Raw genomic sequence first — 21,830 nt, forward strand, 5'->3', positions numbered from 1 at the left:
CCCTTCGGTTCAGCTCAGGCGGAACCGCGCCGTGTTATCGCTCAGCGCCTGGCTGCCCTTGCTCAGGGTGTCCGCCGCGCGGTTCACCGCGCGGGCGCCGTCAAGCAAGCGCCCGGCGGCCTGGTCGACTTGTTGGATATTGCCGCTGACTTCATCCGCCGTGGTCGCTTGTTCCTCTACCGCCGTGGCGATTTGCGCCAAGGTGTCGGTGACGTTCTGCACCGCGCCGGCGATCTCGCCCAATCGCACGCCCAGCCCGGTGACCGATTCGGCATCGCTCAGTGCTTGTTCGCACGCGGCGCCCATCAGGGTGACGGCCTGGGTCACGGTGGCGCGCAGGCTGTCTACCGTGCCGGCGATCTGCGCGGTGGATGCTTGAGTGCGTTGGGACAGGCTGCGCACTTCATCGGCCACCACCGCAAAGCCGCGTCCTTGCTCACCGGCGCGCGCCGCTTCAATGGCGGCATTGAGCGCCAGCAGGTTGGTCTGCTCGGCGATACCGCGGATGGTGTCGACCACCGATTGAATCTGCTGGCCCTGATCGCTGACTTGCTGCAACGCTGCAGCGGTGTCGGTCAGGCGCTGGTTGAGCTGCTGGATGCTGGCCGTGGTGCGCTCGCTGTCGCGGCTGCTGTCCTCGGCGATGCGCCGGGTTTGCTGGGCGCTGCCGGAGGCCTCTTCGCAACTTCTGGCGACCCCCATGGAGGTGGCGGCCAACTGCGTGGCGGCGGCGGCGATCTGGCTGATCTGATGTTGCTGGTCTTCGACTTCGCTGAGGGTGCTACCCGATTGGGTGTTGAGGGTGATCACCGCCGAGCCGAGCTGCTGGGTTTCGTGATTGACCCCCAGCAGGCTGGTGCGCAGTTGCATCACCGCCACGTTCAATGCCGTGCTGATCGCCGCCAATTCGTCACGCCCCTGCACCGCCACTTCCACGCACAGATTGCCGTCGCGCAGGGACTCGGCCAGGGTCGTGATGCCACTGGCGCTACGCCGGATAGAAGCTTGCAAGCTCATAAACAAGTACAGCGCCGCCAAGGCCAGCAGGCCGAATGTCGCCGCCACCGGGATAAATTGCTGCAGTGAGCGATCGTGGTAATACGCCAGGCGCGCATCCAGGGAATTGAGCGACTGGTTGCGCAGTGCGCCGAGGCTGCTCAGCATGGCGTCGACACTGCGCTCGAAAGCGGCGGTGTCGAGTTTGATCGTGCCGCCGAACACGCCGTCGTCCAGCACTTTGAGTTCGTTATCCAGCACCTGCAGGCTGTTGTCGTACTGCGCGGTCCACGGCTCCATACCCGCGTAGGGCTTGGCCTTGAGCGATACGGCGGCCTTGATCAGTTGATCCCGCGCATCACCGATGCGGCTGCGCAGGTCACGCATCTGCAAGCGGCTCTGCAAGGTGAACTGCCCCGACGCGATGGACGACTGGCCGATACCCGCCATGCGGCCGATGCGCTCGATCAGGTCGGGCGTCTGCTGCGTGGCGATTTGCATCGTCAGGTAGGTTTCCAACCAGGGGTCGAGGATCAGGCCGGTATCCAACGCGATCTGCTCGCGCAATGCCTGCATGGCACCGAGCGCCGACGTGAAGCGGTCGTAGCCGTCCGGCCACCAGCCGACGGTGCGCAGGGATTGGCTGTCCAGGCCCTTGACCGCGCTTTGCAAGGTGTCAAAGCGTGCCTGAATGTCCGCGCTGACGTCCTGCGCCTTGAGTGTTTCACCCAAGGTTTGCAGGCTTTGTTGGATCGGCCCGTAGTTGGCATCCAGGGCGGCCATGGCAGCCTTCGCGGCGGGTGTGGGCTCGCGCAGCAGGTCCACGGCCTTCCAGCGCGCAGCCAGGTTGCGCTGGGCGGTCAATTGCGCGTCCAGGCTATCGAGCGCCAATAACTGGCGGACACCGGAGCGCTCGCTGGAAATCACGGTTAATTTTTCTCGGTAATCCTGACCGATCATCCACAAGCTACCCGCCAGGGGCAGCATGAACAGGAAAAACAGCAGTTGGAATTTTCGCGCGAAACCAAACTGTCCGAGCAGGCGGATACCGGGTGATAACAAACTGTGCATGTCCGACTACTCCCTCAAACCACCCAGGCGGTGCAGCGCTGGGGGAAACCTTGAAATGACTAACGGCAAAACGCCATGTCATTGATTATTCTGGGACTAGCAAGATACGGGCCGTTGAGCCACAGCCCCGAAACAGGGCAGGCGATGTGCAAAAACGCGCCGTAGCGTGCTCGAAAATGGGGCGAAAGCACTCAGTCCTGGCAGTGACGGTGTCACCGCCGGGGACGACAAGCACGGGGATGTTCGGACAAGCACACGCTTCAACCATCCGCCGTCATAGGCAGGCTATCGGCTGCCTACGGCGCAAACTTGAAGACGCGATGAGGGGGGCTTAACCCAGCAGCTCACGGATCCATTGCACTTGCCGGGCGATGTGTTGTTGCTTGCCGTGTAGAGCGCCCTGCTCCGACTGTTCAAGGCCTGCCAGCACCTTTTGCTTCAGACGCAACGCCCGCTGCCATTTGGCCAAAAACACCGGGCTGCGTGCCTGCATCTGCAGTGGGCCGAAGTACAGTTGTTCGGCGCTGTAGGCCACCGGACCGGCGCGTTCGGCGACGATGATTTCGTAGTAGAAGCGGTTTTCGTGCACCAGCTCTTCGTTGAGGATCGTGTAACCGGTATCCATCAACCAATGGCGCAGCGGTGCCTCGCCGCCATTGGGTTGCAGAACCAGGCGTTCGCGGCCGCTCAAGCGCGCCTTGCCTCCGTCCAGGATGTCGCGAATCGTCTCGCCGCCCATGCCGCACAGGCTGATCGCGGTAATGCCGTCGTCGGGCTCGATGGCCGCAAGGCCGTTGGCCTGGCGCACGCTGATGTGCGCTTGCAGGTCGTTATCGCGCACGGTGCGCTGGGCGGCGTGGAACGGCGTGCTTGCCAGCTCCCCCGCAACCGCCGCGCTGATCGCGCCACGACGCAACAAGGCTACCGGCAGGTATGCGTGGTCCGAGCCGATATCGGCCAGGCGCGCGCCCGACGGCACGTTCGCCGCCACGCGCTCCAGACGCATGGATAAAGTGTGTTCGTTCAATTGAGGGTCCTATGGGCGCGTTCGAGCGTCTTACTCCCCGGAAAACCGGTCCCGGCTATTGGTCAGGTGCAGCACCATGGCTGCGCGGGCCGCGTCCGCGTCCTGACGCTTGATCGCGTTAAAAATCGCCTCATGCTCCAGGTGCGCCAACTGCCCCAGTTTGGCGAAGTCCGCACCACCGCGCTCGGCGCCCTTGACCAGGCTGCGCGGAATCATGGCGCTGCCCAGGTGCTGCATGATCTCGGTGAAGAAGGTATTGCCGGTGGCTTCGGCAATCAGTTGGTGGAAGCGTTTGTCTTCTTCCACACAACTGTCGTTGTTGGCCAGGGACGCCTGATAGTCATCCAGGGCCTGGCGCATATGGGCCAGTTGCGCATCGGAGCGTCGCCCGGCAGCCAACGCCACCGCCTGCACCTCCAGGCCCAGGCGCAGCTCCAGCATGTTGCGCACACTGGCCACCGTGTCCACATGCAGACGCAAGCCTTGCTGGGCGCGCGGCTCCAGCACAAAGGTGCCGATGCCGTGGCGCGTCTCCACCAGCCCGGACGCCTGCAGCTTGGAAATGGCTTCACGCACCACCGTGCGGCTCACGCCGTGTTCGAGAACGATGGTGGATTCGGACGGCAGTTTTTCACCGGGTTTCAACTGCCCCAGCAGGATGCGCTGGGTCAGATCATCGACCACGCCTTGAGCCAGGTTGGTGGAGCGTTTGCGCGGGGTGGCTGGGGGTTGGATGGGCATTGCGACGGGTCCAAGGGGTTGGGCTGGGGAGAAGCTTAACATTCTGCCTGTTCGGCGTGACACGAATCCGAAACCCTCTTACTTGTATGACAACATCACACATTAAGCTCTATTAGGGTCCTTTGACAGAGACCACACTCCGGGCTTAACAACCGCCAAAAAACCAATGAAAGCTGATAAATAACCAAAAAACCCACTGGATAGCGGGCTTTATAAGAACAAATCCCGAGCAGTGCATTGCGATCCCAAGAAAACTACTTGTATGATGTCTATCAACAAAGCATCCAAACCCGCATAAAAATAATCAGGGGGAGTCTTGAATTGTGAACAATTCAAACCACGCAGCTGTTGCTTCAGAACGCAGTCCGGTCCTCGCGCGCGCCGTGAGCAAAGTGAAGGGCCATGTGCTCCCACTGTTCGTGATCATGTTCATCCTCAACTACATCGACCGGGTCAATATCGGCTTCGTGCGAACGCACATGGAGCATGACCTAGGCATCGGCGCGGCCGCCTATGGCTTTGGCGCCGGGCTGTTTTTCATTGGTTATGCCCTCTTCGAAGTACCTTCCAATATGCTGCTGCAAAAGGTCGGCGCGCGTATCTGGCTGACCCGCATCATGTTCACCTGGGGCATCGTCGCCACGCTGATGGCGTTTATCCAGAACGAAACCCACTTCTACATTCTGCGTTTTCTGCTGGGAGTGGCCGAGGCTGGTTTCTTCCCAGGGGTGATCTACTACTTCACACGCTGGCTGCCGGGTGTGGAGCGCGGCAAAGCCATCGCGATTTTCCTCAGCGGCTCGGCGGTGGCCTCGCTGATCTCCGGCCCGCTGTCGGGTGCACTGCTGCAGATCGAAGGGTTTGGCCTGCACGGTTGGCAGTGGATGTTCGCCATCGAAGGCCTGGCCTCGGTGGCCATCGGGTTCTTCGTGTGGTTCTGGCTCGATTCCAAGCCCCACGACGCCAAATGGATGAACCGCGAAGAACAGGACGCACTGGTGGACGCCATCGACCAGGAACAACGCGAGCGCGAGGCACTGACCAGCGTCAAGCCGCCCCTCGGCCAACTGCTCAAAGACCGCCAGATTCTGTTGTTCTGCGCGCTGTACTTCTGCATCCAACTGACCATTTACGCCGCAACCTTCTGGCTGCCGAGCATCATCAAGAAGATGGGCGACCTCAGCGATGTGCAGGTGGGTTTCTTTAACTCGATCCCGTGGCTGATCTCGATCATCGCCATGTATGCCTTCGCCTCGCTGTCGGGCAAGTTCAAATTCCAGCAGGCCTGGGTCGCGGCGGCGCTGTTGATTGCGGCGGCGGGCATGTTTATGTCCACCACCGGCGGGCCGATCTTTGCCTTTGTGGCGATCTGCTTCGCGGCGATTGGTTTCAAGTCGGCGTCTTCGCTGTTCTGGCCGATCCCCCAGGGCTATCTGGACGTGCGCATCGCCGCGGCGGTGATCGCGCTGATCAACTCCATCGGCAACCTGGGCGGCTTTGTTGCACCGACCACGTTTGGGTTCCTGGAGCAGACCACCGGCTCGATCCAAGGCGGCCTCTGCGGCCTGGCCGGCACCTCGGTACTGGCGGCGATCCTGGTGTTCTTCGCCAAGACCACGCCCTCGTCCACCTTGACCGCGCCCGGCACAGTGCCCAGCGCCGCCCTCAGCAAACCTCTTTAAGCTCAATCAGGAACCTGCCATGACTACGCCAATCGTCACTCACTTTCAGGTCATCCCCGTGGCCGGCCACGACAGCATGCTGCTCAACCTCAGCGGCGCCCATGGGCCGTTCTTTACGCGCAATATCGTGATTCTCAAGGACAGTAGCGGCCACACCGGCGTCGGCGAAGTACCCGGCGGCGAACGCATCGGCGAAACCCTGGAAGACGCGCGCAGCCTGGTGATCGGCCAACCCATCGGCCAGTACCAGCGCATCCTCAACCGCATGCGCAGCACTTTTGCCTCGCGGGATGCCGCCGGGCGTGGCCTGCAGACCTTTGACCTGCGCATCACCATCCATGCGGTGACCGCCATGGAAGCCGCCTTGCTCGACTTGCTGGGGCAGTTTCTCGAAGTGCCGGTGGCCGCACTGCTCGGCGAAGGCCAGCAGCGCGATGCGGTGAAAATGCTGGGCTATCTGTTCTACGTCGGCGACCGTAAGGCCACCGACCTGGCCTATCGCAACGAGGCCGACAGCGACGATGCGTGGTTCCGCCTACGCCATGAAACCGCCCTGACCGCCGAGGCGGTGGTGCACCTGGCCGAGGCGGCCCAGGCCAAATATGGCTTCAATGACTTCAAGCTCAAGGGCGGCGTGCTAAGCGGCGATGCCGAAATCGAAGCGGTCACCGCACTGGCCGAACGCTTCCCCGAGGCGCGCATCACCCTCGACCCCAACGGCGCCTGGTCGTTGAAAGAAGCCATCCGCCTGTGCCGCGACCAGCACCACGTACTGGCCTATGCCGAAGACCCCTGCGGTGCCGAAAACGGTTACTCAGGCCGCGAAGTCATGGCCGAATTCCGCCGCGCCACCGGGCTCAAGACCGCCACCAACATGATCGCCACCGACTGGCGCCAGATGGGCCACGCGATCCAGCTGCAATCGGTGGACATCCCCCTGGCCGACCCGCACTTCTGGACGATGCAAGGCTCGGTGCGCGTGGCGCAGATGTGCCACGAATGGGGCCTGACCTGGGGTTCGCACTCCAACAACCACTTCGATATTTCCCTGGCGATGTTCACCCAAGTGGCCGCCGCCGCACCGGGCGACATCACCGCTATCGACACCCACTGGATCTGGCAGGACGGCCAACGCCTGACCCGCGAGCCGCTGAAAATCGAAGGGGGTTATGTGAAGGTGCCGACCCGGCCCGGCCTGGGGGTAGACATCGACATGGACGCCGTGGCCCACGCCCATGAACTGTACAAAGGCATGGGCCTGGGCGCGCGGGATGACAGCGTGGCGATGCAGTTCTTGATTCCGGGGTGGGGGTTTAACAACAAGCAGCCTTGCCTGGTGCGCTGAAGCCTTCAGGTAGAGCGGATAAATGTGGAAGGGGCGGAGCGACGATTCGACTTGCTCCGATAGACACACGTATCCACACAAGTCTTAAAGGCTAACGCATAACCCTGTGAGCGGGCTCGCTGTGGTGAGCGGGCTTGCCCTGCGCTGGGCTGCGGAGCAGCCCCATTCCAGGCGATGTGATTTCAGCTGACACTCCGAGGTGCCTGGGTGTGGGGCCGCTCCGCAGCCCAGCGCAGGACAAGCCTGCTCACCACGGAGTTCACGGCCTCTCCCCAGAGCTACTCACGCTTAGCTCCGCTTGGGCAATGTCCAATTCGGCCGAATGAAGTGGCAGGTATACCCGTTGGGTATCCGCTCCAGGTAATCCTGATGCTCCGGCTCCGCCTCCCAGAACTCCCTTGCAGGCTCTATCTGCGTAACCACAGGCCCCGGCCATAGCTGGGAAGCATCCACGTCAGCCGCGGTGTCTTCGGCAATCTCCCGTTGCTGCTCGCTCAGGTAGTAAATCGCCGAACGATAGCTTGGCCCCAGATCATTGCCTTGCCGATTCGGCGTGCTGGGGTCATGGATCTGGAAAAAGAACTCAAGGATCTGCCGGTAGGAAATCACCGCCGGGTCAAACACGATTTCAATCGCTTCGGCATGGTTGCCATGGTTGCGGTAGGTGGCATTCGGCACATCGCCGCCGGTGTAGCCGACGCGCGTGTGCAGCACGCCGGGGTAGCGTCGCAGCAGGTCCTGCATGCCCCAGAAGCAGCCGCCGGCGAGGATGGCGGTTTCGGTTGGGTTGGTCATGGTGTGTCCTTGCGCTTGGTGGATATGGGGATAGTTATGGGGTGATATCGGGCAATACCAAGCTGGATCGCGGAAAAACGACCGCCGGGTCACCAATCGCCTGCCGTATCTCCCGAACATCACGCGCCGGCGATGCACCAAACTGGCGTAGATACTCGCGGCTAAACTGCGACGCACTTTCATACCCCACTGCAAACGCCACGTCAGAGGCCCGATGCTCGCCGGCCAGCAACAGCTGGCGAGCTTCCTGCAATCGAAGCTGTTTCTGATAGCGCAGAGGGCTGAGGCCTGTCATCGACAGAAAGTGCCGATGCAGGCTTGCCCGGCTCATGCCACTAGCCTCGCACAACGCCTCGATACGCAGTTGGGCGGTGTAGTTATCTCGGATCCAGGCGACGGCGCGGCGGATGCTGGCCAAGGCACCGTCGGGTTGAGCAATCTGTCGCAGCAACCGGCCCTGAGGGCCCCGCAGAAGACGGTAAAGCAATTCCCGCTCGACCAGCGGCCCGAGCACCGAGATATCGTCCGGCGTGTCGAGCAAGGCCAACAAACGCAGCAACGTGTCGCGCAGTGAAGCACTCATCGGGTTGATCGTGATGCCGATGCCTTTTTGTTCGCTCTCGCGAATCGAAGGCATGTTCGCCGCCAGGTCCGCCAGCAAGGCGGGGTCCAGCACCAGCGAAACCGCCACATAGGGCTCGCCCCCTTCGGCATCGAGGATTTGCCCGCTCAAAGGCAGGTCCAGAGCGCTGATGAGATAGTGTTTACTGTCGTAGCTCAGCAGCTGGTCGTTGATCGCGACGCGTTTGGCGCCTTGCAGGATAAAGCAGACCATTGAGCGATACAGGCATGGCGCCTGGTCGGTGGTGCCTTGCCCGACGCAGAGGTCTACACGCGGGATCGGTGTTGTCGTCAAACCCGGAGGCGCGTGGCGTAGGGCAATTTCTAGATGGGGTGCAAGGTTGTCGTTCATGGGCCGATTATGCCGGCGCCCTGCCATCCTGCAAGACGATTGAGACAATCAGGCAATGAATTGAGCGTATCGGACGTGGGTTATAAACCCAACACTGCCTATCGTGAGCGGGTCAAGAAAGCGCCAAAAGGCGCGCTCATCCTTAGCAGAGATAAACCATGCCCCATCCAATCGCTCTCATCACAGGCGCCAGCCGTGGCCTTGGACGCAATATGGCCCTTCACTTGGCCAAGCGCGGCGTCCACATCATCGGCACCTATCGCAGTGGCGCGGCAGAAGCCGATTCGCTAAAGCAGCACATTGAGGCCCAGGGCGGCAAGATCGTAATGTTGCCGCTCGACATCACCGATACCGCCGGCTATGAGACTTTTTCACGCGCAGTGACCGAAACGTTGAAGACCGACTTCGGCCGCGAGCGCTTCGACTTTCTCGTCAACAACGCCGGCAATGGCCTTTTCGCCAACTTTACCGATGCCACCGAAGAGCAATTTGCCTCGCTCGTCGCTACGCACCTTCGTGGGCCGATCTTCCTCACGCAAAAGCTGCTGCCCCGACTGGAAGACGGCGGTCGGATTCTTAACGTGTCCTCGGGTTTCGTGCGTTTTACCCTACCGGGATACAGCCTCTACGCGGCCGTAAAAGCCGCCATCGAGGTGCTGACCCGTTTCATGGCAGTAGAACTGGGCTCGCGCCAGATTCGGGTAAATGCGATTGCTCCCGGCGCCATAGCCACCGATTTCGGTGGCGGTGCGGTGCGCGACAACAAGGACGTGAACGCCTATGTGGCGCAAGGCATCGCCCTGGGCCGCGTCGGTCTACCGGATGATATAGGCGCTGCGGTTGCTGCAATCCTGTCCGATGACATGGCCTGGGCTAATGGGACGACGTTTGATATCTCGGGCGGGCAACTGTTGTAGCTTGGTTGTACGGGATCATTTTGGATCCCATCGGGGCAGAGGTATCTAAACCTCTTGGGTGAAAACATCACCTGAGAGATGAGGTTCCTGTGATGAGCAGACTTGCTGTGCTCATACATGGACGCCCCCAGTATGCCAAGCACTCAATTCGTGAAAACACAGACGGGATAAGGTTGCAGCCATACATCCGGACTTTAAGTGAGGCGGTGCCTCTGTCCCTGATGGAATTCGCTGATCGGGCTCTTATCACCACAACGCGCTCGAAGCGCTGTGAGCAGGGCAGAGTTACCCGATCCCGGTCCTACCTGTCTTGCCATCACGTCATGATCGCCTGAGCAACCTTGGAAGTACTCCTTCTAACGCATCACTTTTTCATTTCACCGGGCCGGCTACGCCACCGTTACGTCGGGGGTGTAGTCGGGTCGGAACTTGGTGCCATGGGCCAATAATGCCCAGGCTATCCGGGCCGTTTTATTAGCCTGTGCAACGACAGCAACGTTGGTGTGACGACGAGCCAATAACCCCTTCAGCCAATCCGCCGAAGGATCTGTCTTGCTCTCCACCACTCGAACCATCGAGCGTGCGCCATGAATCAGCAAGGTGCGTAAATAACCATCGCCCCGTTTACTGATCCCCAACAACGTGGGCTTGCCTCCGCTGGAGTGTTGTCGCGGCACTAACCCCAACCATGCCGCCATTTGCCGACCGTTACTGAAGTTTTTCGCGTCACCCACTGACGCCACTAGCGCGGTTGCAGTGAGCGGGCCAACGCCTGGGATTTCTGCCAGGCGGCAGCTGCCTTCATTGCTGCGATGCCATTGTTGAATCTCTCGTTCCAACTCGACGACCTGTCGATCCAGCTCTTTGAAATGCTCCATCAAGCGCTGCATCAGTTGGCGTAACGATCCAGGAAGAGCGTTTTCATGATCTTCCAAAATATTCGGCAAACGCTCGACGATATGTCGAATGCCCTGAGGCAAGACCACCCCAAATTCGCCAAGGAGCCCACGAATCGAATTAGCTTGTGCCGTTCTGGCCTTTACAAACCCTTGCCGTGCGCAATGCACCGCCAAAATAGCTTGCTGCTCTACCGTCTTGATCGGCACAAAGCGCATGTTAGGCCGAGTAACGGCTTCACAGATCGCTTCTGCGTCAGCTACATCGTTTTTGTTCGACTTCACGTAGGGCTTCACAAATTGCGGAGCCATTAACTTGACCGTATGACCAAGTGCCTGCAGTTTTCTTGCCCAATAGTGGGCTCCGCCACATGCCTCCATGCCCACTAGGCAGGGCTCCAGGTTGGCAAAAAAAGGGACAACCTGCTCACGTTTAAGCTGCTTCCTTAGCGCTGTTTTTCCTTGTTGATCGATCGCGTGAAGTTGAAACACGGTTTTTGCCAAGTCAACCGAAACAGTCGTAAGCTGCATGAGGACGCTCCCTTCCGCTAAGTGTGGGTAACACTTTAACTTTGGCACATAGATGCCGTTAGGAAGGGGGCGTCCATTCCATTACCACAGATTTATTTTTCAGCCTTTGAGACTGATGAGACACCTGGGCCATTCGCGGTGAAGCCTGCGATGCGAGCCCGATTGGCCCTTTCACCGGTAATCGTTTCGGGCCAGACTCATGCGTATTCATAGCCGCAGTGGTAGCCACCATGATTTCCCATGTTTGTTTAGGCGTAGGTGATTTTGATCGGGCCTTTGCTTTCTACTCAAAAATAATGGCCGACTTAGACCTCACGTTAAAATTCTGCGAAGCGAGTAAGCCGTGGGCCGGTTGGGTCTCAAAAACCTCATCTCGCCCCCTTTTCGTCATAGGAAAGCCATTTGACGGCAACGCATGCGAGCCCGGCAATGGAAATATGGTGGCGCTACTTGCACCCAATCGGGAGGCGGTAAGAAGAAGCCACGCAACCGCACTGGCCTTAGGCGGAACGTGTGAGGGCGCGCCTGGATTAAGGCCTCACTACCATCCCGACTATTACGGCGCGTACTTTCGAGACCCTGACGGTAACAAGCTTTGTGTCTGCTGCCACAGCCCGGCATAAGATTGGTCGGCGTTCATCAAGCGAGCTGCCGACGCTCAAGCAAAGTCGAGGGCATCAACCCAATAGCTCGTCGACTTTACGTAGCCGAAAGACTTTAAAACGGCCTATGGGTTTTCTCACAGCCTGGACCTAGAGCAGCCGCTGTATGCCTCCCCACCTACGACCCGCGTCCATCCGTCGCATCCCCCCACCCTCCCCCTCTAGCCCCCATCCAACCTGCCGATAACCCTACTAACCACATGCCTTACCCCGCATCCCCACTCGACCGAGCCCACCCCATGAATCCACTCGCCCTCATAAAAAAAAACCGGCCCGCTCGCCAAGGCACCACCACCCTCACCTGTACCGCCAGCGACCTGGACGCCGCTTTAGCCGCCCAGCGCATCACACCGACGTTGATCACGGGCTTCATCTCGCCGCACTTGGACATCGACGCCATCGCCGCCAAGCTCAAGCGCCGTTTCCCGCAATCCACCATCAGCCTGTGCACCACCTCCGGCGAGTTGTGCAACGCACCCAATGCTCTCTATTGCAGCACCGGCGAGCGCTGGGATCGGATGGTGTTGCAGTTGTTCGATGCCAGTGTGATCGCCTCAGCCGAGGTGGTGATGGTGCCGTTGGAGTGCGAGGACATTCGCAGCGGTGGCAAGCGCCTCAAAATGCAGGAGCGGATTGCCAAGTTGGTGGCCAATATCAAGCGGGTGCAGGTGAATACACCAATCGATCATCGCGATACCTTGGCGTACGTGGTGTTCGACGGGCTGTCGGCGTCGGAGTCGTTTTTTATGGAGGCGCTGTACGAGTCGGGGCGGTTCCCGTGTTTGTTTGTAGGGGGATCAGCCGGGGGTAAGTCGGATTTCCAGAAGACGCTGATTCATGACGGACAGCGCAGTTATCAAAACCACGCGCAAATCGTGTTCGTGAAAACCGCGGCGGATGTGCGTTTTGGCGTGTTCAAAAGTCAGAATTTCAAGCCTGCCGACCTGACCTTCAGTGTGCTGACCGCTTCGGTGGAAGACCGCACTATTGACCAGGTCATCGACAGCAGCGGCAACATTAAGAGCATGGTGCAGGCGCTGTGCGATGCCTTCAATTGCTCGCCCCAGGCGCTGGAGCCGAAGCTGGCGGATTATTCGTTTGCTATCCGCGTGGGCAGTGAATTGTTTGTGCGCTCCATCGCACGCATCGACTATGAGCAGCAGATTGTGCAGCTGTTTTGCGACGTGGCGCCGGGCGAAGAGTTGGTGATGGTGCGGCGTACGCCGTTGCGGGAGGCGACGCGCCGTGACTACGAGCAGTTCTTGCGCGGCAAGGGTGGCCAGCCGGTGGCGGGCATCCTGAACGACTGCATCTTGCGGCGACTGAACAACGGCGCCGAGCTGGGCAGCATGGCCGGCACGTTCGGCGATGTACCGCTGGCGGGGTTCTCCACCTTTGGGGAAATCCTGGGTTTGAACCTCAACCAGACACTGACGGCGATTTTCTTTTTCCGGGTGGGCAAAGGCGCGAGTTTCACCGACGAGTACGTGGACAATTTCATCGCCCATTACGGCGAATTCAAGGCGTTTTTCCTACGCCGCCAGGTGAAGAAACTGGCCGGTTTGAACCATGTGGTGGTCAAGCAGATTGCCGCATTCAAAAACAACGACTTCGCCAACACCCTCAATACCCGGGGGCTGGACAGCAATATCCTGCCGGTTTTCGAAGGGCTGGCAGACTTGGGCATGGTGTTGGCCCAGGCTGAGCGTCAGCAGGAAGACATCGCTGCGCAGCTCAAGCATTACTCGGGTGAGTTGCACGCGTCGATGGATGAATTGGTGGGCACCATCGGCCAGCAGAACAGCGTGTCCGCCCAGGCCGGGGCCACGGTAGAGGGCCTGTCCAGCCAGGCGGACGTGGCGGTGGAAGGTGCGCGTACGCTGGCGGGGTCGAGTTTGCGTATTCAGTCGATCGTGCAGGTGATCCAACAGATCGCCGGGCAAACCAACCTGCTGGCGCTCAACGCAGCCATTGAAGCGGCACGCGCCGGTGACTTGGGCCGTGGCTTTGCCGTAGTGGCGGACGAAGTACGCAAACTGGCGGAAATCACCCGTAAGAATGCGGCGGAAATCGGCGTGGATATTGACCTGCTGTCCAGTGAGATCCAGCGCGTTGCCCAGCAGATCGAGGACCAATCCACCGGTGTCGGCGCACTGCGCGAAATGCTCGACGCTCTGGAAGCGTCCAGCCGCGCCACCGAGGGCACGGCGCAGCGGACCAAGACAATTGCGGATACGTTGACGGGGCTTACACATGCGTAGGCATCCGTCGGATCGCCAGGGCTGCACGTTGATCCGCCATTAGCCGCCGCGCCTGACTGATAGGCCATTTCAAGGTTTGTAATGTTTGATCAGACTGAACAATTGACGGGTCCAGACCCAACGCGTGCTGGGCCTTTCTCGGTTGTCCGAAAGCGCATCAAGTAGGGTGCGCTCACGCGCTAAGCCTGAGACAAGGCCCGGCTCTGAGCGCTGCGGACCTGGAACGTCAGAACGGTCGACTGGCTTGATCAGCGAGCCGGTGGCCGGGTCTATCGAATACCCCGCTGCCTTGCCTTTTTCGGTGAGGGTCCAGACGCCGTTTACGTTATCAGCGAGCGCCTCGGAGGGCGGGCGCCTTATGGATTCGTCGGTGGTAACGATGATGTTGTCTTCGACCGGGATCACTTTAAAGGTGGTGAACTCATCGCCGAGCCCAGGTTGCTTGCCGCCTTCGTCCGAAAACCTATTCACCATTTTTTCCAGGAACGGCAGGCCGCCAATATTGGAAAGCGCCCCGTAATCTGGATTGAGGATATGTCGCAAATAGCCCTGATCAAGTCGGGTACTGGTGATGGCCGTGCCGTTCAGAATTCGTGAGGCCGTTGCCGCGTCTTCTTGCTTAAAGTTGAACGTTACGCGATACCCCTGTGCATCGTAGCCGTTATTGGAACTCAACTGCTGGCGCCCGTCGCTTGCACGACGATAGCTGCCGAGTGAATGAGCCAATTGATCCACATAGCCCAGACTGGCACCCTCCTCCTGTGCGTAAGCGAACATATCCGCGATCAGCGCACGATCATCGTGACGTAAAAATTCAAAAACGTTCTGGCCTGCATTTTCGTAGGTCGCAGGCGGCAGGGCGACCGGCGGCTCGTGGCTACCGAACAAGCGCGCAATCATCAACTCGCGGCCAGCTACTGACCTTGAGCCGGGTGCTGCGGGGGACACCCCAGACTGCATCTGCAACCAAGCTGCACGTCGCTCATTCATGGTGAAAGTGCCGCCGTCGTCGTGGGCGATCAAGCTCAGGTGGTCGCGGGCGAGGTCTTTGAACGGGTTGATGTCAGTACCGTTGACGAAGCCGGTGGCCTGCCGAGCACGCGCCAGGAGGTCCGGGTCATCGGTATCGGGGGTCTGTGCGTCGTGCCGCACTTTGTTGGCGAAGTAGTTGCCATCTGTAATTGGGTCGACCAGATTGGAGCCTTGCTGAACGATACGGTTTTCAGCGTGCGTTGCGGCTTCACTTAACTGGCGCGCAAGGGTCGAAACAGCCTCGGTAGCTGGGTGACTACTGTTTGAGACACCCACGCTTGCACGTTCATCGGCGGGCATAACAGCATAATTGCTAGCCGCACTGACGGAACGACTTGTCAAATAGCGGTTAGACGAAGATGCATCAGCATTGAGATTAACCACGACAGCATCCCTCCTTCATAATTGAGTAGCGATAACGCTATCTAAAACCGCCTTTAATAACCATAAGCCACTTACAGCAGAGTTAACTGCGAGAACCTCGCACCGCATCAATACCGATAGCGGAAAGTTACCGAATCGGCACCAGCAGGACGCGTATAAGGTGGCACACCCCCTAGTACATAATGTTTGATAGTGACACGTGCGCCATGATCAAAACTCTGGTTATTAAAGTCGTAAATAGTCCCAGAGGAACCCGAGCCTATATCTACACAATTTTCCTGAGAACTATAAGGACGGTAATAGCAGAACTGCACCCGTTGACTCACACTATCTGGGTAGTATGTTGTTCGCCATTGAATTTCTAACAATTGTTTGGGAACAATGAGTGTGCCCTGAGGGATATCCGAGGTAAAAACAGTAAAACTGGTAAGCCCAACACCAGGACTCGTATTAGAATTTGACAAAACAAGGACGGGGCCTGGCGCACCGACTTTAGTTATAGAGAACTCTTGTGCGTAAGACTTTCCGCCTATCAGTATCCCTCCTACACAAATTAATACCATTGTAAAAATTTTTTCGTTCAGCCAGCGCAGCGATACCATGGACTTCAATAGGCTTTTCATATTACACCGCCCTTTAATATTAAATATACAATCCAAAATTCTCCCGCAGTAACTCACACCCCTAACATTGCATGAACTTTTAACAAAAGTAAGCTTTCAAATTCCTAAAAACACGAAGTCCATATCTGTAAGACATCCAAGTAGGAAGCCGTCAGCAACTTCCTAGTCCTGCCTCTCTACTATAAAAACCGCCTGTTTTAAGCCAGCTGGCGACCGTCACTTCAAACGCGGAATTTCAAAAAAACCAGTGATCGACTTGCTGCCGTATCCCGAAGGTTTACCCATGTGCTGATCAAAAATAGCCCGCACCATGGCGCTGGAGTCATGATGCCGAGCATGATGCCTCGCTCACCTCAAGGACGATAAAAAGTGAAAATCACCCTCGCCGCTTTGCTGCTGACTTGCCTTGCCGGACCTGTGCTTGCAGTTAATATCCCTATCGGATTTCAGACCGCCACCCTCCCCGATGCGCAAAACAATCGCCCATTGCAACTGACCGTCTGGTATCCCGCCGCTACCACTGCGACCCCCGAACCGATCGCCGACGATACGGTGTTCGTCGGCGCTCTCGCGGTGCCGAACGCGCCGGTGGTGGCTGGTGAGCATCCACTGGTGGTGCTCTCCCACGGTTACGGCGGCAATTGGCGCAATCAGGTGTGGTTGGCCAGTGCATTGGCACAGCGGGGTTATATCGTGGCGGCGGTCAATCATCCTGGCACTACCAGCAAAGACCGTAGCCCCGCCGCCGCTGCGCAGTTATGGCAAAGGCCCAGGGACTTGAGCCGGGCGATCGATGGGGTGCTGGCCGAGCCGGGCCGGTTCGGTGTGGTCGCCAAAGGCCAGATTGCCGCCATGGGCCATTCCCTGGGCGGCTGGACTGTGCTGGAAATGGCCGGCGCTCGGTTCGATCCCGACCGGTTTGTCCAAGACTGCACCGTTCACCCTAAGCTCGGCGGCTGCCTCGGTTACCGGCAAATGAACCCCGCCGGTACGCCAGAGGGTAAAGCGCGCTTGGCTGCGGATTTAAGCGACCAGCGCGTCACCGCCATTGTGTCCTTGGACCTGGGCCTGTCGCGCGGCTTCGCCGATGCCAGCCTGGCGACATTGCCAGTGCCGGTGCTGGTGATTGCGGGAGGCGTGCCGTCCGAGGATATGGACCCGCAGTTGGAGTCCGCCAACATGGTCAAGCGCCTGCCAAAAGCCACGACTCAATATATGGAGATCGCCGACGCCACCCACTTCAGCTTTATGTCGATCTGCAAACCAGGCGCCGTGGCGTTGATTGAAGCGGATTCGCCGGGCGATGGGATGATCTGTCAGGACGGCAACGGGGCGAGGCCACGGTCAGTGATCCAGCAGCAGGTGGTCGACCTGATCGGTGCATTCCTGCAGCGTTCATTTCACAACTGATACTTGGGCCTGGGGGATGTCCCCCTTAAGAAACACCGGACGATATAGCCAAAGCGCGATCTACGCCTGGATTTTGCCTAGGCCCCACGGTGCAGCTTGCTTAGCTGGTATGATCCGCGCGTTGACAGCCCCGGTAAAAACCCATGAATCGCCAGAAAAAACTCCAGCAACTGTTCAAGGCCAAGGCCAAGAAAGCCAGCGCCAAATTGGCGCCCAAATCCAAGGATCGCTACATCAGCAAGGCCGAGCGGGAAAGGCTGGCGGCTGAAGCTGCCGAGGCGCCCAGCCCGTCCCCCGAAGCCTGACTCAGCAGCCGCTCAACGCCACCTGCGGCCGCTCACCGGCGAAGAAAAACGGCCGCAGGCGCACGCCCACGCCGTTGCCGATAAACGCTGCCACCAACCACATCCAGCCATGCAGACTGCCGGACGCGATGCCGCTGAAGTACGCGCCGATGTTGCAGCCGTACGCCAGGCGCGAGCCGTAGCCCAGCAGCAACCCGCCGATTACCGCCGCGATCAACGAACGGGCCGGGATCTTCAGGCTCGGAGCGAAACGTCCGGCCAGGCCGGCGGCCAGCAACGCACCGAGGACGATGCCGATGTCCATCACACTGGTGATGTCTTCCCACACCGGCGCGGCCAGGGCCTTGGCATTACCCGGCATCTGCCAGAATGCCCAGGCGCCGACGTCCACGCCCACACCGCTCGCCACCTTGGCGCCCCACAGTGCGAACGCCGAAGTAATGCCCCACGGCCGCCCGGCCAACGCCAGGGTCGCGTAGTTGAGCAATGCCAGGCCAACGGCGCCCCACACCAGCGGCCACGGCCCGCGCAGAAAGCGGCGCACACCTGAATGCGGGCTTTTCACACCCTCTTCAAGCTGACCGTGGCGGCGTTTTTCCAGGCGCACGGTGACGGCTGCGATCAACGCAAACACCGCAAGGCTCAGGATCAAGGCCGGTACCACGCCGAAACTTTTGACGATGGACACCGCCGGGAACGCCGGCAACGCAAACCACCAATCCACATGGTGCGTAGCGATCAGCGAGCCGCAGATAAAGAACAACAGGGTCACCAGCATGCGCGCATTACCGCCGCCCACGGTGAACAACGTGCCCGAGGCACATCCGCCGCCCAACTGCATGCCGATACCGAAGATGAACGCACCGAACACCACCGACACTCCAGCCGGCGCTACCAGCCCGACAACCGGCTGACCCAACAACGTGCCCGCCCCCAGCGCCGGGAAGAACAACAGCACCGCCAACGCCAGCATCACCATCTGCGCCCGCAGGCCGGCGCCACGACGATCATTGATAAAAACCCGCCAGGCCGAGGTGAAACCGAAGGCGGCGTGGTACAGCGTCAGGCCCAGGGCCGCGCCGACCATCAGCAATAGCATCTGGCGCGAGCCGACAACGTTGTGCAGGAACAGCGCGCCCAGCACCAGCAGGGCAAAGGCCACCAGCGGCGCGACGGGTGAGCGCGCGGGGGTCAGGGGAATTGAGGCGTTCATGGGTCTCTCGCGGGTTTGAAATAAATGAGGGGCAAGGGCGACAGTATAGATAAGCCCGAAGCCGTCTGGTGTCAGCCGCGGCCGATCGAACCCGACACCGGCAGATTCCCCAACAGTTTCAGCCCGGTGCTCTTCACAAAAGTGGGGTAATCCATCGGCCGCTGAATCCTTGTTTCAGCATTCGGCAGCACATAAGCCCACGCCCGTTGGGACGATGCGTCGTACACCAGCTTGAACAGCCGCGTCGGCACCCACACCCGGTTAGCACCGATGGTGCCGTGCCCCTCATCGAACAGCGGCCCAGTGAACACATACACATCGCCGCCAGCGCGAAGGGCGAACTTGCGCACGTCCGCCTCGACCTTGCTCCAGATCTTGCGGTTGTTGGTAGGGTCTTGCGGCACCATGTTCGACAACGCAAATGACTGGGCCATGGCCTTGGCATCGGGTGCGTCGGCGGCGGGGGATTGGTGGCCGCGGTCCATTGCCGGCTGCACGCCACGGTAGTCGCTCAACTCCGCGCGCGCGCCCTTGGGAATGCGCGGGTCCGCGTAGAAATGGTTGGTTCGTTCTTCGCCTTTGGCGTCCTTGAGCTGGCGGGCGTTGAGGCGCTCGACCACCACCAGCGGTGTCTTGCTGGTTTGCGAATACAGCACCGCAAAATGGTCGGAGCACAGCGCCAGGGGTTTGAGGCTGGCGGGGACGGTCGCGGTTTTGATCGGTGTCGCGCCGGGGAATACATCGGCGCAGGTGTCGAACGACAACTGCCGTTCCTGGGTGGAATAAAGGTCTATCGCGCCACGGGCATGTGCCCCGGACGAAAACAAAACAAAGGCCGATAGCCCAACTGCAATTTTGCGTAGGTACATGGATTGAATCTTCGAAAGAGAACGACGCGGCAGGCTCCGCGTACGGAGCCAAGTGAATGATATTTCGAGGATTATGGACTAACAGATGTCAGATTAGTGCCCGAGCGACGTAGGTTTTCCCGCACCCCGCGCGCCCGGCCTGAAGCCGTGGGCGCTGGCCGCCCAGGCAATGGCAAACGCCACGCCGACTAACAGCAGCATCGCCCACGCAAATGCGGCCACGCCCCATGTGTCCAGCAGCACGCCACCCACTACGCCGCTGCCCGCAATCGCGCTATTCCATGCCACCACGTTCAGCGACAACGCCACATCCGCGCCATCACCCGCCGCGTCCGCCAGGGCGGTTTGCAACAAGGTTGCAGCGCCGCCGAAACTCAGACCCCATACCGCCACACCGAGGTAGATCACTTGCGGCACGTTCCCCAGCAAGCCCAATAGCACGCTCACCGCCGCAAACGCCGCCAAGCTCACCAGCACAGTGTTGCGTAACAACGGTTCGACCAGTCTGGCCGTGACCCAAATCCCCACCAACGCAGCGATGCCGAAGACCAGCAACACCAGATCCACCCGCTCGGCCAAGCCTGCCGGGGCCACGAACGGGGCAATGTAGGTGTAGAGGATGTTATGGGCCAGCATCCAACTGATCACCACCGCCAGCACCGGGCGCACGCCCGGCGTGGTCAGCACCTTGCGCAATGACAGGCGCTGATGCGCGGGCTGCGGCGCAAAGTCCGGGACCTTCACCAGCACCCAGCCGATCAGCACCAGGCTCACGCCCGACATCAGGCCGAAGGTGGTGCGCCAGCCCAGCAGGCCACCGAGCCAAGTGCCCAGCGGCACACCCAACGACAGCGCAATCGGCGTACCGACCATGGCCAACGCCAGCGCCCTACCCTGTTGCTGCGGCGCGACCATCCGGCGGGCATAACCGGCGAGCAAGCTCCAGGCCAACCCTGCCGCCACCCCGGCGAAGAAGCGCGCCACCAGCGTGACCCCATAGTGGGAGGACAACGCGGTGATGGAGTTGAACAGCAGGAAACCGGCGATGGTCAGCAGCAATACGTTGCGTCGGCGCCAGCCACGAGTGGCGATGGTCATGGGGATCACCGCCAGTACTGAACCCAGCGCATACGCGGTGACCATCTGCCCGGCCATTGACGGCGAAATCGCCAGACCGTCACTGATCAACGGCAACAGGCCGGCGGGCAGGGTTTCGGTGACGATGCAGATAAAGCCGGTCATCGCCAGGGCGAGCAAGGCGCCGACGGGCAAGCGGTCGAACGGAGCCGATAACGTCAGTGAGGGGGTCAAGGGAAACTCCTGGGCAAGTTGATTTAAATACTGATCGATACAAATGTTGCAGGCGGGCGCAGCGCGTTGTCAACGACTTATGTATCGACTAGTATCTATTTCGCTTTCCGAAGGAGACCTCACATGGCACAGATGGGCCGCCCGCGTAATTTTGATCGCGAACAGGCTGTGGAACAGGCGTTGCATCTGTTCTGGCAGCACGGCTATGACGCCACGTCCCTTGCCCAGCTCAAAGCGGGTTTGGGCGGTGGCATTTCCGCGCCGAGTTTTTACGCCGCTTTCGGCTCCAAAGAAGCGCTGTTCGAGGAATGCGTGCAGCGCTACCTGTCCACCTACGCCCAAGTCACCGAATGTTTGTGGGACGTATCCCTACCGCCGCGCCAAGCCATCGAAACCGCGCTGCGCCAATCGGTGCGTATGCAATGCGAAGACGGTCACCCCAAGGGCTGCATGGTTGCACTTGGCGTGATGAGTGCGCCCAGTCCGGAAAACGCGCGGGTAGCGAATGCGCTGACCCAATCGCGACTGCGTACGCGGGCGGGGATTGTGGCCTGTGTGGAGCGGGCCGTGCGTGAAGGTCAGTTGCCTGAAACAACCGAAGCTGCGGTGATGGCGACCGTGTTTGACAGCTTTTTGCAGGGAGTGTCGATCCTGGCGCGGGATAACGTGCCCCATGCAATCCTTGATGCCGCGATCAGCCAACTGTTGGTGACGTGGGACGCTGCGGCTTCTTCCGTGCCGGCCGCTGAGCCTGAAGTCGGTGGCGCAAAATAAAGGCGCTCCGAA

19 protein-coding genes are annotated in these 21,830 nt (G+C 59.9%); 8 read left to right on the top strand and 11 right to left on the bottom strand.

From position 1 onward, the window contains the following. Positions 1-9: 9 nt before the first annotated feature. The 3 genes from HRH33_RS18485 to HRH33_RS18495 all read right to left on the bottom strand — a co-directional run bounded on the left by HRH33_RS18485 (position 10) and on the right by HRH33_RS18495 (position 3,835). Positions 10-2,067, bottom strand: coding sequence for a methyl-accepting chemotaxis protein (locus tag HRH33_RS18485; protein ID WP_167418665.1), 2,058 nt, complete (start codon positions 2,065-2,067; stop codon positions 10-12). A gap of 331 nt (positions 2,068-2,398) precedes the next feature. Further along, complete coding sequence (locus HRH33_RS18490; RefSeq protein ID WP_167418664.1) at positions 2,399-3,094, bottom strand: tRNA (adenine(22)-N(1))-methyltransferase; 696 nt, start codon at positions 3,092-3,094, stop codon at positions 2,399-2,401. Between the two features lie 30 nt (positions 3,095-3,124). Further along, positions 3,125-3,835 carry a FadR/GntR family transcriptional regulator gene (locus HRH33_RS18495; protein ID WP_034114601.1) on the bottom strand — a complete coding sequence of 237 codons (711 nt, stop codon included), beginning with the start codon at positions 3,833-3,835 and terminating at the stop codon, positions 3,125-3,127. Positions 3,836-4,158: 323 nt separating this feature from the next. Between HRH33_RS18495 and HRH33_RS18500 the strand changes: the two genes are divergently transcribed. Together HRH33_RS18500 and gudD are read left to right on the top strand one after the other, a co-directional pair. After that, entirely contained in the window at positions 4,159-5,517 is a 1,359-nt protein-coding gene (locus tag HRH33_RS18500; protein WP_173603537.1) for an MFS transporter, read from the top strand. Positions 5,518-5,536: 19 nt separating this feature from the next. After that, the gene (gudD, locus tag HRH33_RS18505; protein WP_167418662.1) at positions 5,537-6,862 is read left to right on the top strand and encodes a glucarate dehydratase; all 1,326 of its coding nucleotides are present in this window, start codon (positions 5,537-5,539) and stop codon (positions 6,860-6,862) included. A 288-nt stretch (positions 6,863-7,150) separates the two neighbouring features. On the opposite strand, the gene msrA is transcribed toward gudD, so the two are convergent. Beyond that, on the bottom strand, positions 7,151-7,657 hold the full coding sequence (gene msrA / locus HRH33_RS18510; RefSeq protein WP_123478950.1) for a peptide-methionine (S)-S-oxide reductase MsrA: 507 nt from the start codon (positions 7,655-7,657) through the stop codon (positions 7,151-7,153). Positions 7,658-7,691: 34 nt separating this feature from the next. Continuing rightward, complete coding sequence (locus HRH33_RS18515; RefSeq protein ID WP_167418661.1) at positions 7,692-8,630, bottom strand: AraC family transcriptional regulator; 939 nt, start codon at positions 8,628-8,630, stop codon at positions 7,692-7,694. A gap of 158 nt (positions 8,631-8,788) precedes the next feature. Between HRH33_RS18515 and HRH33_RS18520 the strand changes: the two genes are divergently transcribed. Further along, complete coding sequence (locus HRH33_RS18520; protein WP_094064872.1) at positions 8,789-9,547, top strand: SDR family NAD(P)-dependent oxidoreductase; 759 nt, start codon at positions 8,789-8,791, stop codon at positions 9,545-9,547. A gap of 389 nt (positions 9,548-9,936) precedes the next feature. Here the strand turns inward: HRH33_RS18520 and HRH33_RS18525 are convergent, their stop codons facing one another. After that, complete coding sequence (locus tag HRH33_RS18525) at positions 9,937-10,974, bottom strand: IS110 family RNA-guided transposase (protein WP_173603351.1); 1,038 nt, start codon at positions 10,972-10,974, stop codon at positions 9,937-9,939. Positions 10,975-11,204: 230 nt separating this feature from the next. Between HRH33_RS18525 and HRH33_RS18530 the strand changes: the two genes are divergently transcribed. Both HRH33_RS18530 and HRH33_RS18535 read left to right on the top strand, forming a co-directional pair. Beyond that, positions 11,205-11,597 carry a VOC family protein gene (locus HRH33_RS18530; RefSeq protein ID WP_167418046.1) on the top strand — a complete coding sequence of 131 codons (393 nt, stop codon included), beginning with the start codon at positions 11,205-11,207 and terminating at the stop codon, positions 11,595-11,597. 278 nt (positions 11,598-11,875) lie between these two features. After that, a complete protein-coding gene (locus HRH33_RS18535) occupies positions 11,876-13,897 on the top strand; it encodes an FIST N-terminal domain-containing protein (RefSeq protein ID WP_167418047.1) in 2,022 nt (673 codons plus the stop codon). A gap of 69 nt (positions 13,898-13,966) precedes the next feature. Here HRH33_RS18535 and HRH33_RS18540 read toward each other — a convergent pair whose 3' ends face one another. Both HRH33_RS18540 and HRH33_RS18545 read right to left on the bottom strand, forming a co-directional pair. Next, positions 13,967-15,313 carry a hypothetical protein gene (locus HRH33_RS18540; RefSeq protein WP_167418048.1) on the bottom strand — a complete coding sequence of 449 codons (1,347 nt, stop codon included), beginning with the start codon at positions 15,311-15,313 and terminating at the stop codon, positions 13,967-13,969. 107 nt (positions 15,314-15,420) lie between these two features. Next, complete coding sequence (locus HRH33_RS18545) at positions 15,421-15,936, bottom strand: hypothetical protein (RefSeq protein WP_135948261.1); 516 nt, start codon at positions 15,934-15,936, stop codon at positions 15,421-15,423. A gap of 369 nt (positions 15,937-16,305) precedes the next feature. On the opposite strand from HRH33_RS18545, the gene HRH33_RS18550 reads away from it, so the two are divergent. Further along, positions 16,306-17,346 carry an alpha/beta hydrolase family protein gene (locus tag HRH33_RS18550; protein WP_173603538.1) on the top strand — a complete coding sequence of 347 codons (1,041 nt, stop codon included), beginning with the start codon at positions 16,306-16,308 and terminating at the stop codon, positions 17,344-17,346. A 143-nt stretch (positions 17,347-17,489) separates the two neighbouring features. Continuing rightward, on the top strand, positions 17,490-17,651 hold the full coding sequence (locus tag HRH33_RS18555) for a DUF2986 domain-containing protein (protein WP_080758769.1): 162 nt from the start codon (positions 17,490-17,492) through the stop codon (positions 17,649-17,651). Between the two features lies 1 nt (position 17,652). On the opposite strand, the gene HRH33_RS18560 is transcribed toward HRH33_RS18555, so the two are convergent. From HRH33_RS18560 to HRH33_RS18570, 3 genes are all read right to left on the bottom strand, one after another. Then, positions 17,653-18,864, bottom strand: coding sequence for a YeeE/YedE family protein (locus HRH33_RS18560; RefSeq protein ID WP_167418050.1), 1,212 nt, complete (start codon positions 18,862-18,864; stop codon positions 17,653-17,655). Positions 18,865-18,935: 71 nt separating this feature from the next. Next, a complete protein-coding gene (locus HRH33_RS18565) occupies positions 18,936-19,733 on the bottom strand; it encodes a DNA/RNA non-specific endonuclease (RefSeq protein WP_167418051.1) in 798 nt (265 codons plus the stop codon). 93 nt (positions 19,734-19,826) lie between these two features. After that, positions 19,827-21,044, bottom strand: a complete 1,218-nt coding sequence (locus HRH33_RS18570) for an MFS transporter (protein ID WP_167418052.1) — start codon at positions 21,042-21,044, stop codon at positions 19,827-19,829. A gap of 123 nt (positions 21,045-21,167) precedes the next feature. On the opposite strand from HRH33_RS18570, the gene HRH33_RS18575 reads away from it, so the two are divergent. After that, complete coding sequence (locus HRH33_RS18575) at positions 21,168-21,818, top strand: TetR/AcrR family transcriptional regulator (protein WP_034138766.1); 651 nt, start codon at positions 21,168-21,170, stop codon at positions 21,816-21,818. Positions 21,819-21,830 lie beyond the last annotated feature (12 nt).

Origin of the sequence: Pseudomonas rhodesiae (genome assembly GCF_013285305.1) — a bacterium.
Lineage (GTDB): Bacteria > Pseudomonadota > Gammaproteobacteria > Pseudomonadales > Pseudomonadaceae > Aquipseudomonas > Aquipseudomonas rhodesiae.

Bases quoted from the DNA above. Each gene is read 5' to 3' on its own strand.
- HRH33_RS18485 (WP_167418665.1), bottom strand. From the start codon at position 2,067: ATGCACAGTTTGTTATCACCCGGTATCCGCCTGCTCGGACAGTTTGGT.
- HRH33_RS18495 (WP_034114601.1), bottom strand. From the start codon at position 3,835: ATGCCCATCCAACCCCCAGCCACCCCGCGCAAACGCTCCACCAACCTG.
- gudD (WP_167418662.1), top strand. From the start codon at position 5,537: ATGACTACGCCAATCGTCACTCACTTTCAGGTCATCCCCGTGGCCGGC.
- msrA (WP_123478950.1), bottom strand. From the start codon at position 7,657: ATGACCAACCCAACCGAAACCGCCATCCTCGCCGGCGGCTGCTTCTGG.
- HRH33_RS18515 (WP_167418661.1), bottom strand. From the start codon at position 8,630: ATGAACGACAACCTTGCACCCCATCTAGAAATTGCCCTACGCCACGCG.
- HRH33_RS18520 (WP_094064872.1), top strand. From the start codon at position 8,789: ATGCCCCATCCAATCGCTCTCATCACAGGCGCCAGCCGTGGCCTTGGA.
- HRH33_RS18525 (WP_173603351.1), bottom strand. From the start codon at position 10,974: ATGCAGCTTACGACTGTTTCGGTTGACTTGGCAAAAACCGTGTTTCAA.
- HRH33_RS18530 (WP_167418046.1), top strand. From the start codon at position 11,205: ATGATTTCCCATGTTTGTTTAGGCGTAGGTGATTTTGATCGGGCCTTT.
- HRH33_RS18535 (WP_167418047.1), top strand. From the start codon at position 11,876: ATGAATCCACTCGCCCTCATAAAAAAAAACCGGCCCGCTCGCCAAGGC.
- HRH33_RS18545 (WP_135948261.1), bottom strand. From the start codon at position 15,936: ATGAAAAGCCTATTGAAGTCCATGGTATCGCTGCGCTGGCTGAACGAA.
- HRH33_RS18555 (WP_080758769.1), top strand. From the start codon at position 17,490: ATGAATCGCCAGAAAAAACTCCAGCAACTGTTCAAGGCCAAGGCCAAG.
- HRH33_RS18560 (WP_167418050.1), bottom strand. From the start codon at position 18,864: ATGAACGCCTCAATTCCCCTGACCCCCGCGCGCTCACCCGTCGCGCCG.
- HRH33_RS18565 (WP_167418051.1), bottom strand. From the start codon at position 19,733: ATGTACCTACGCAAAATTGCAGTTGGGCTATCGGCCTTTGTTTTGTTT.
- HRH33_RS18575 (WP_034138766.1), top strand. From the start codon at position 21,168: ATGGCACAGATGGGCCGCCCGCGTAATTTTGATCGCGAACAGGCTGTG.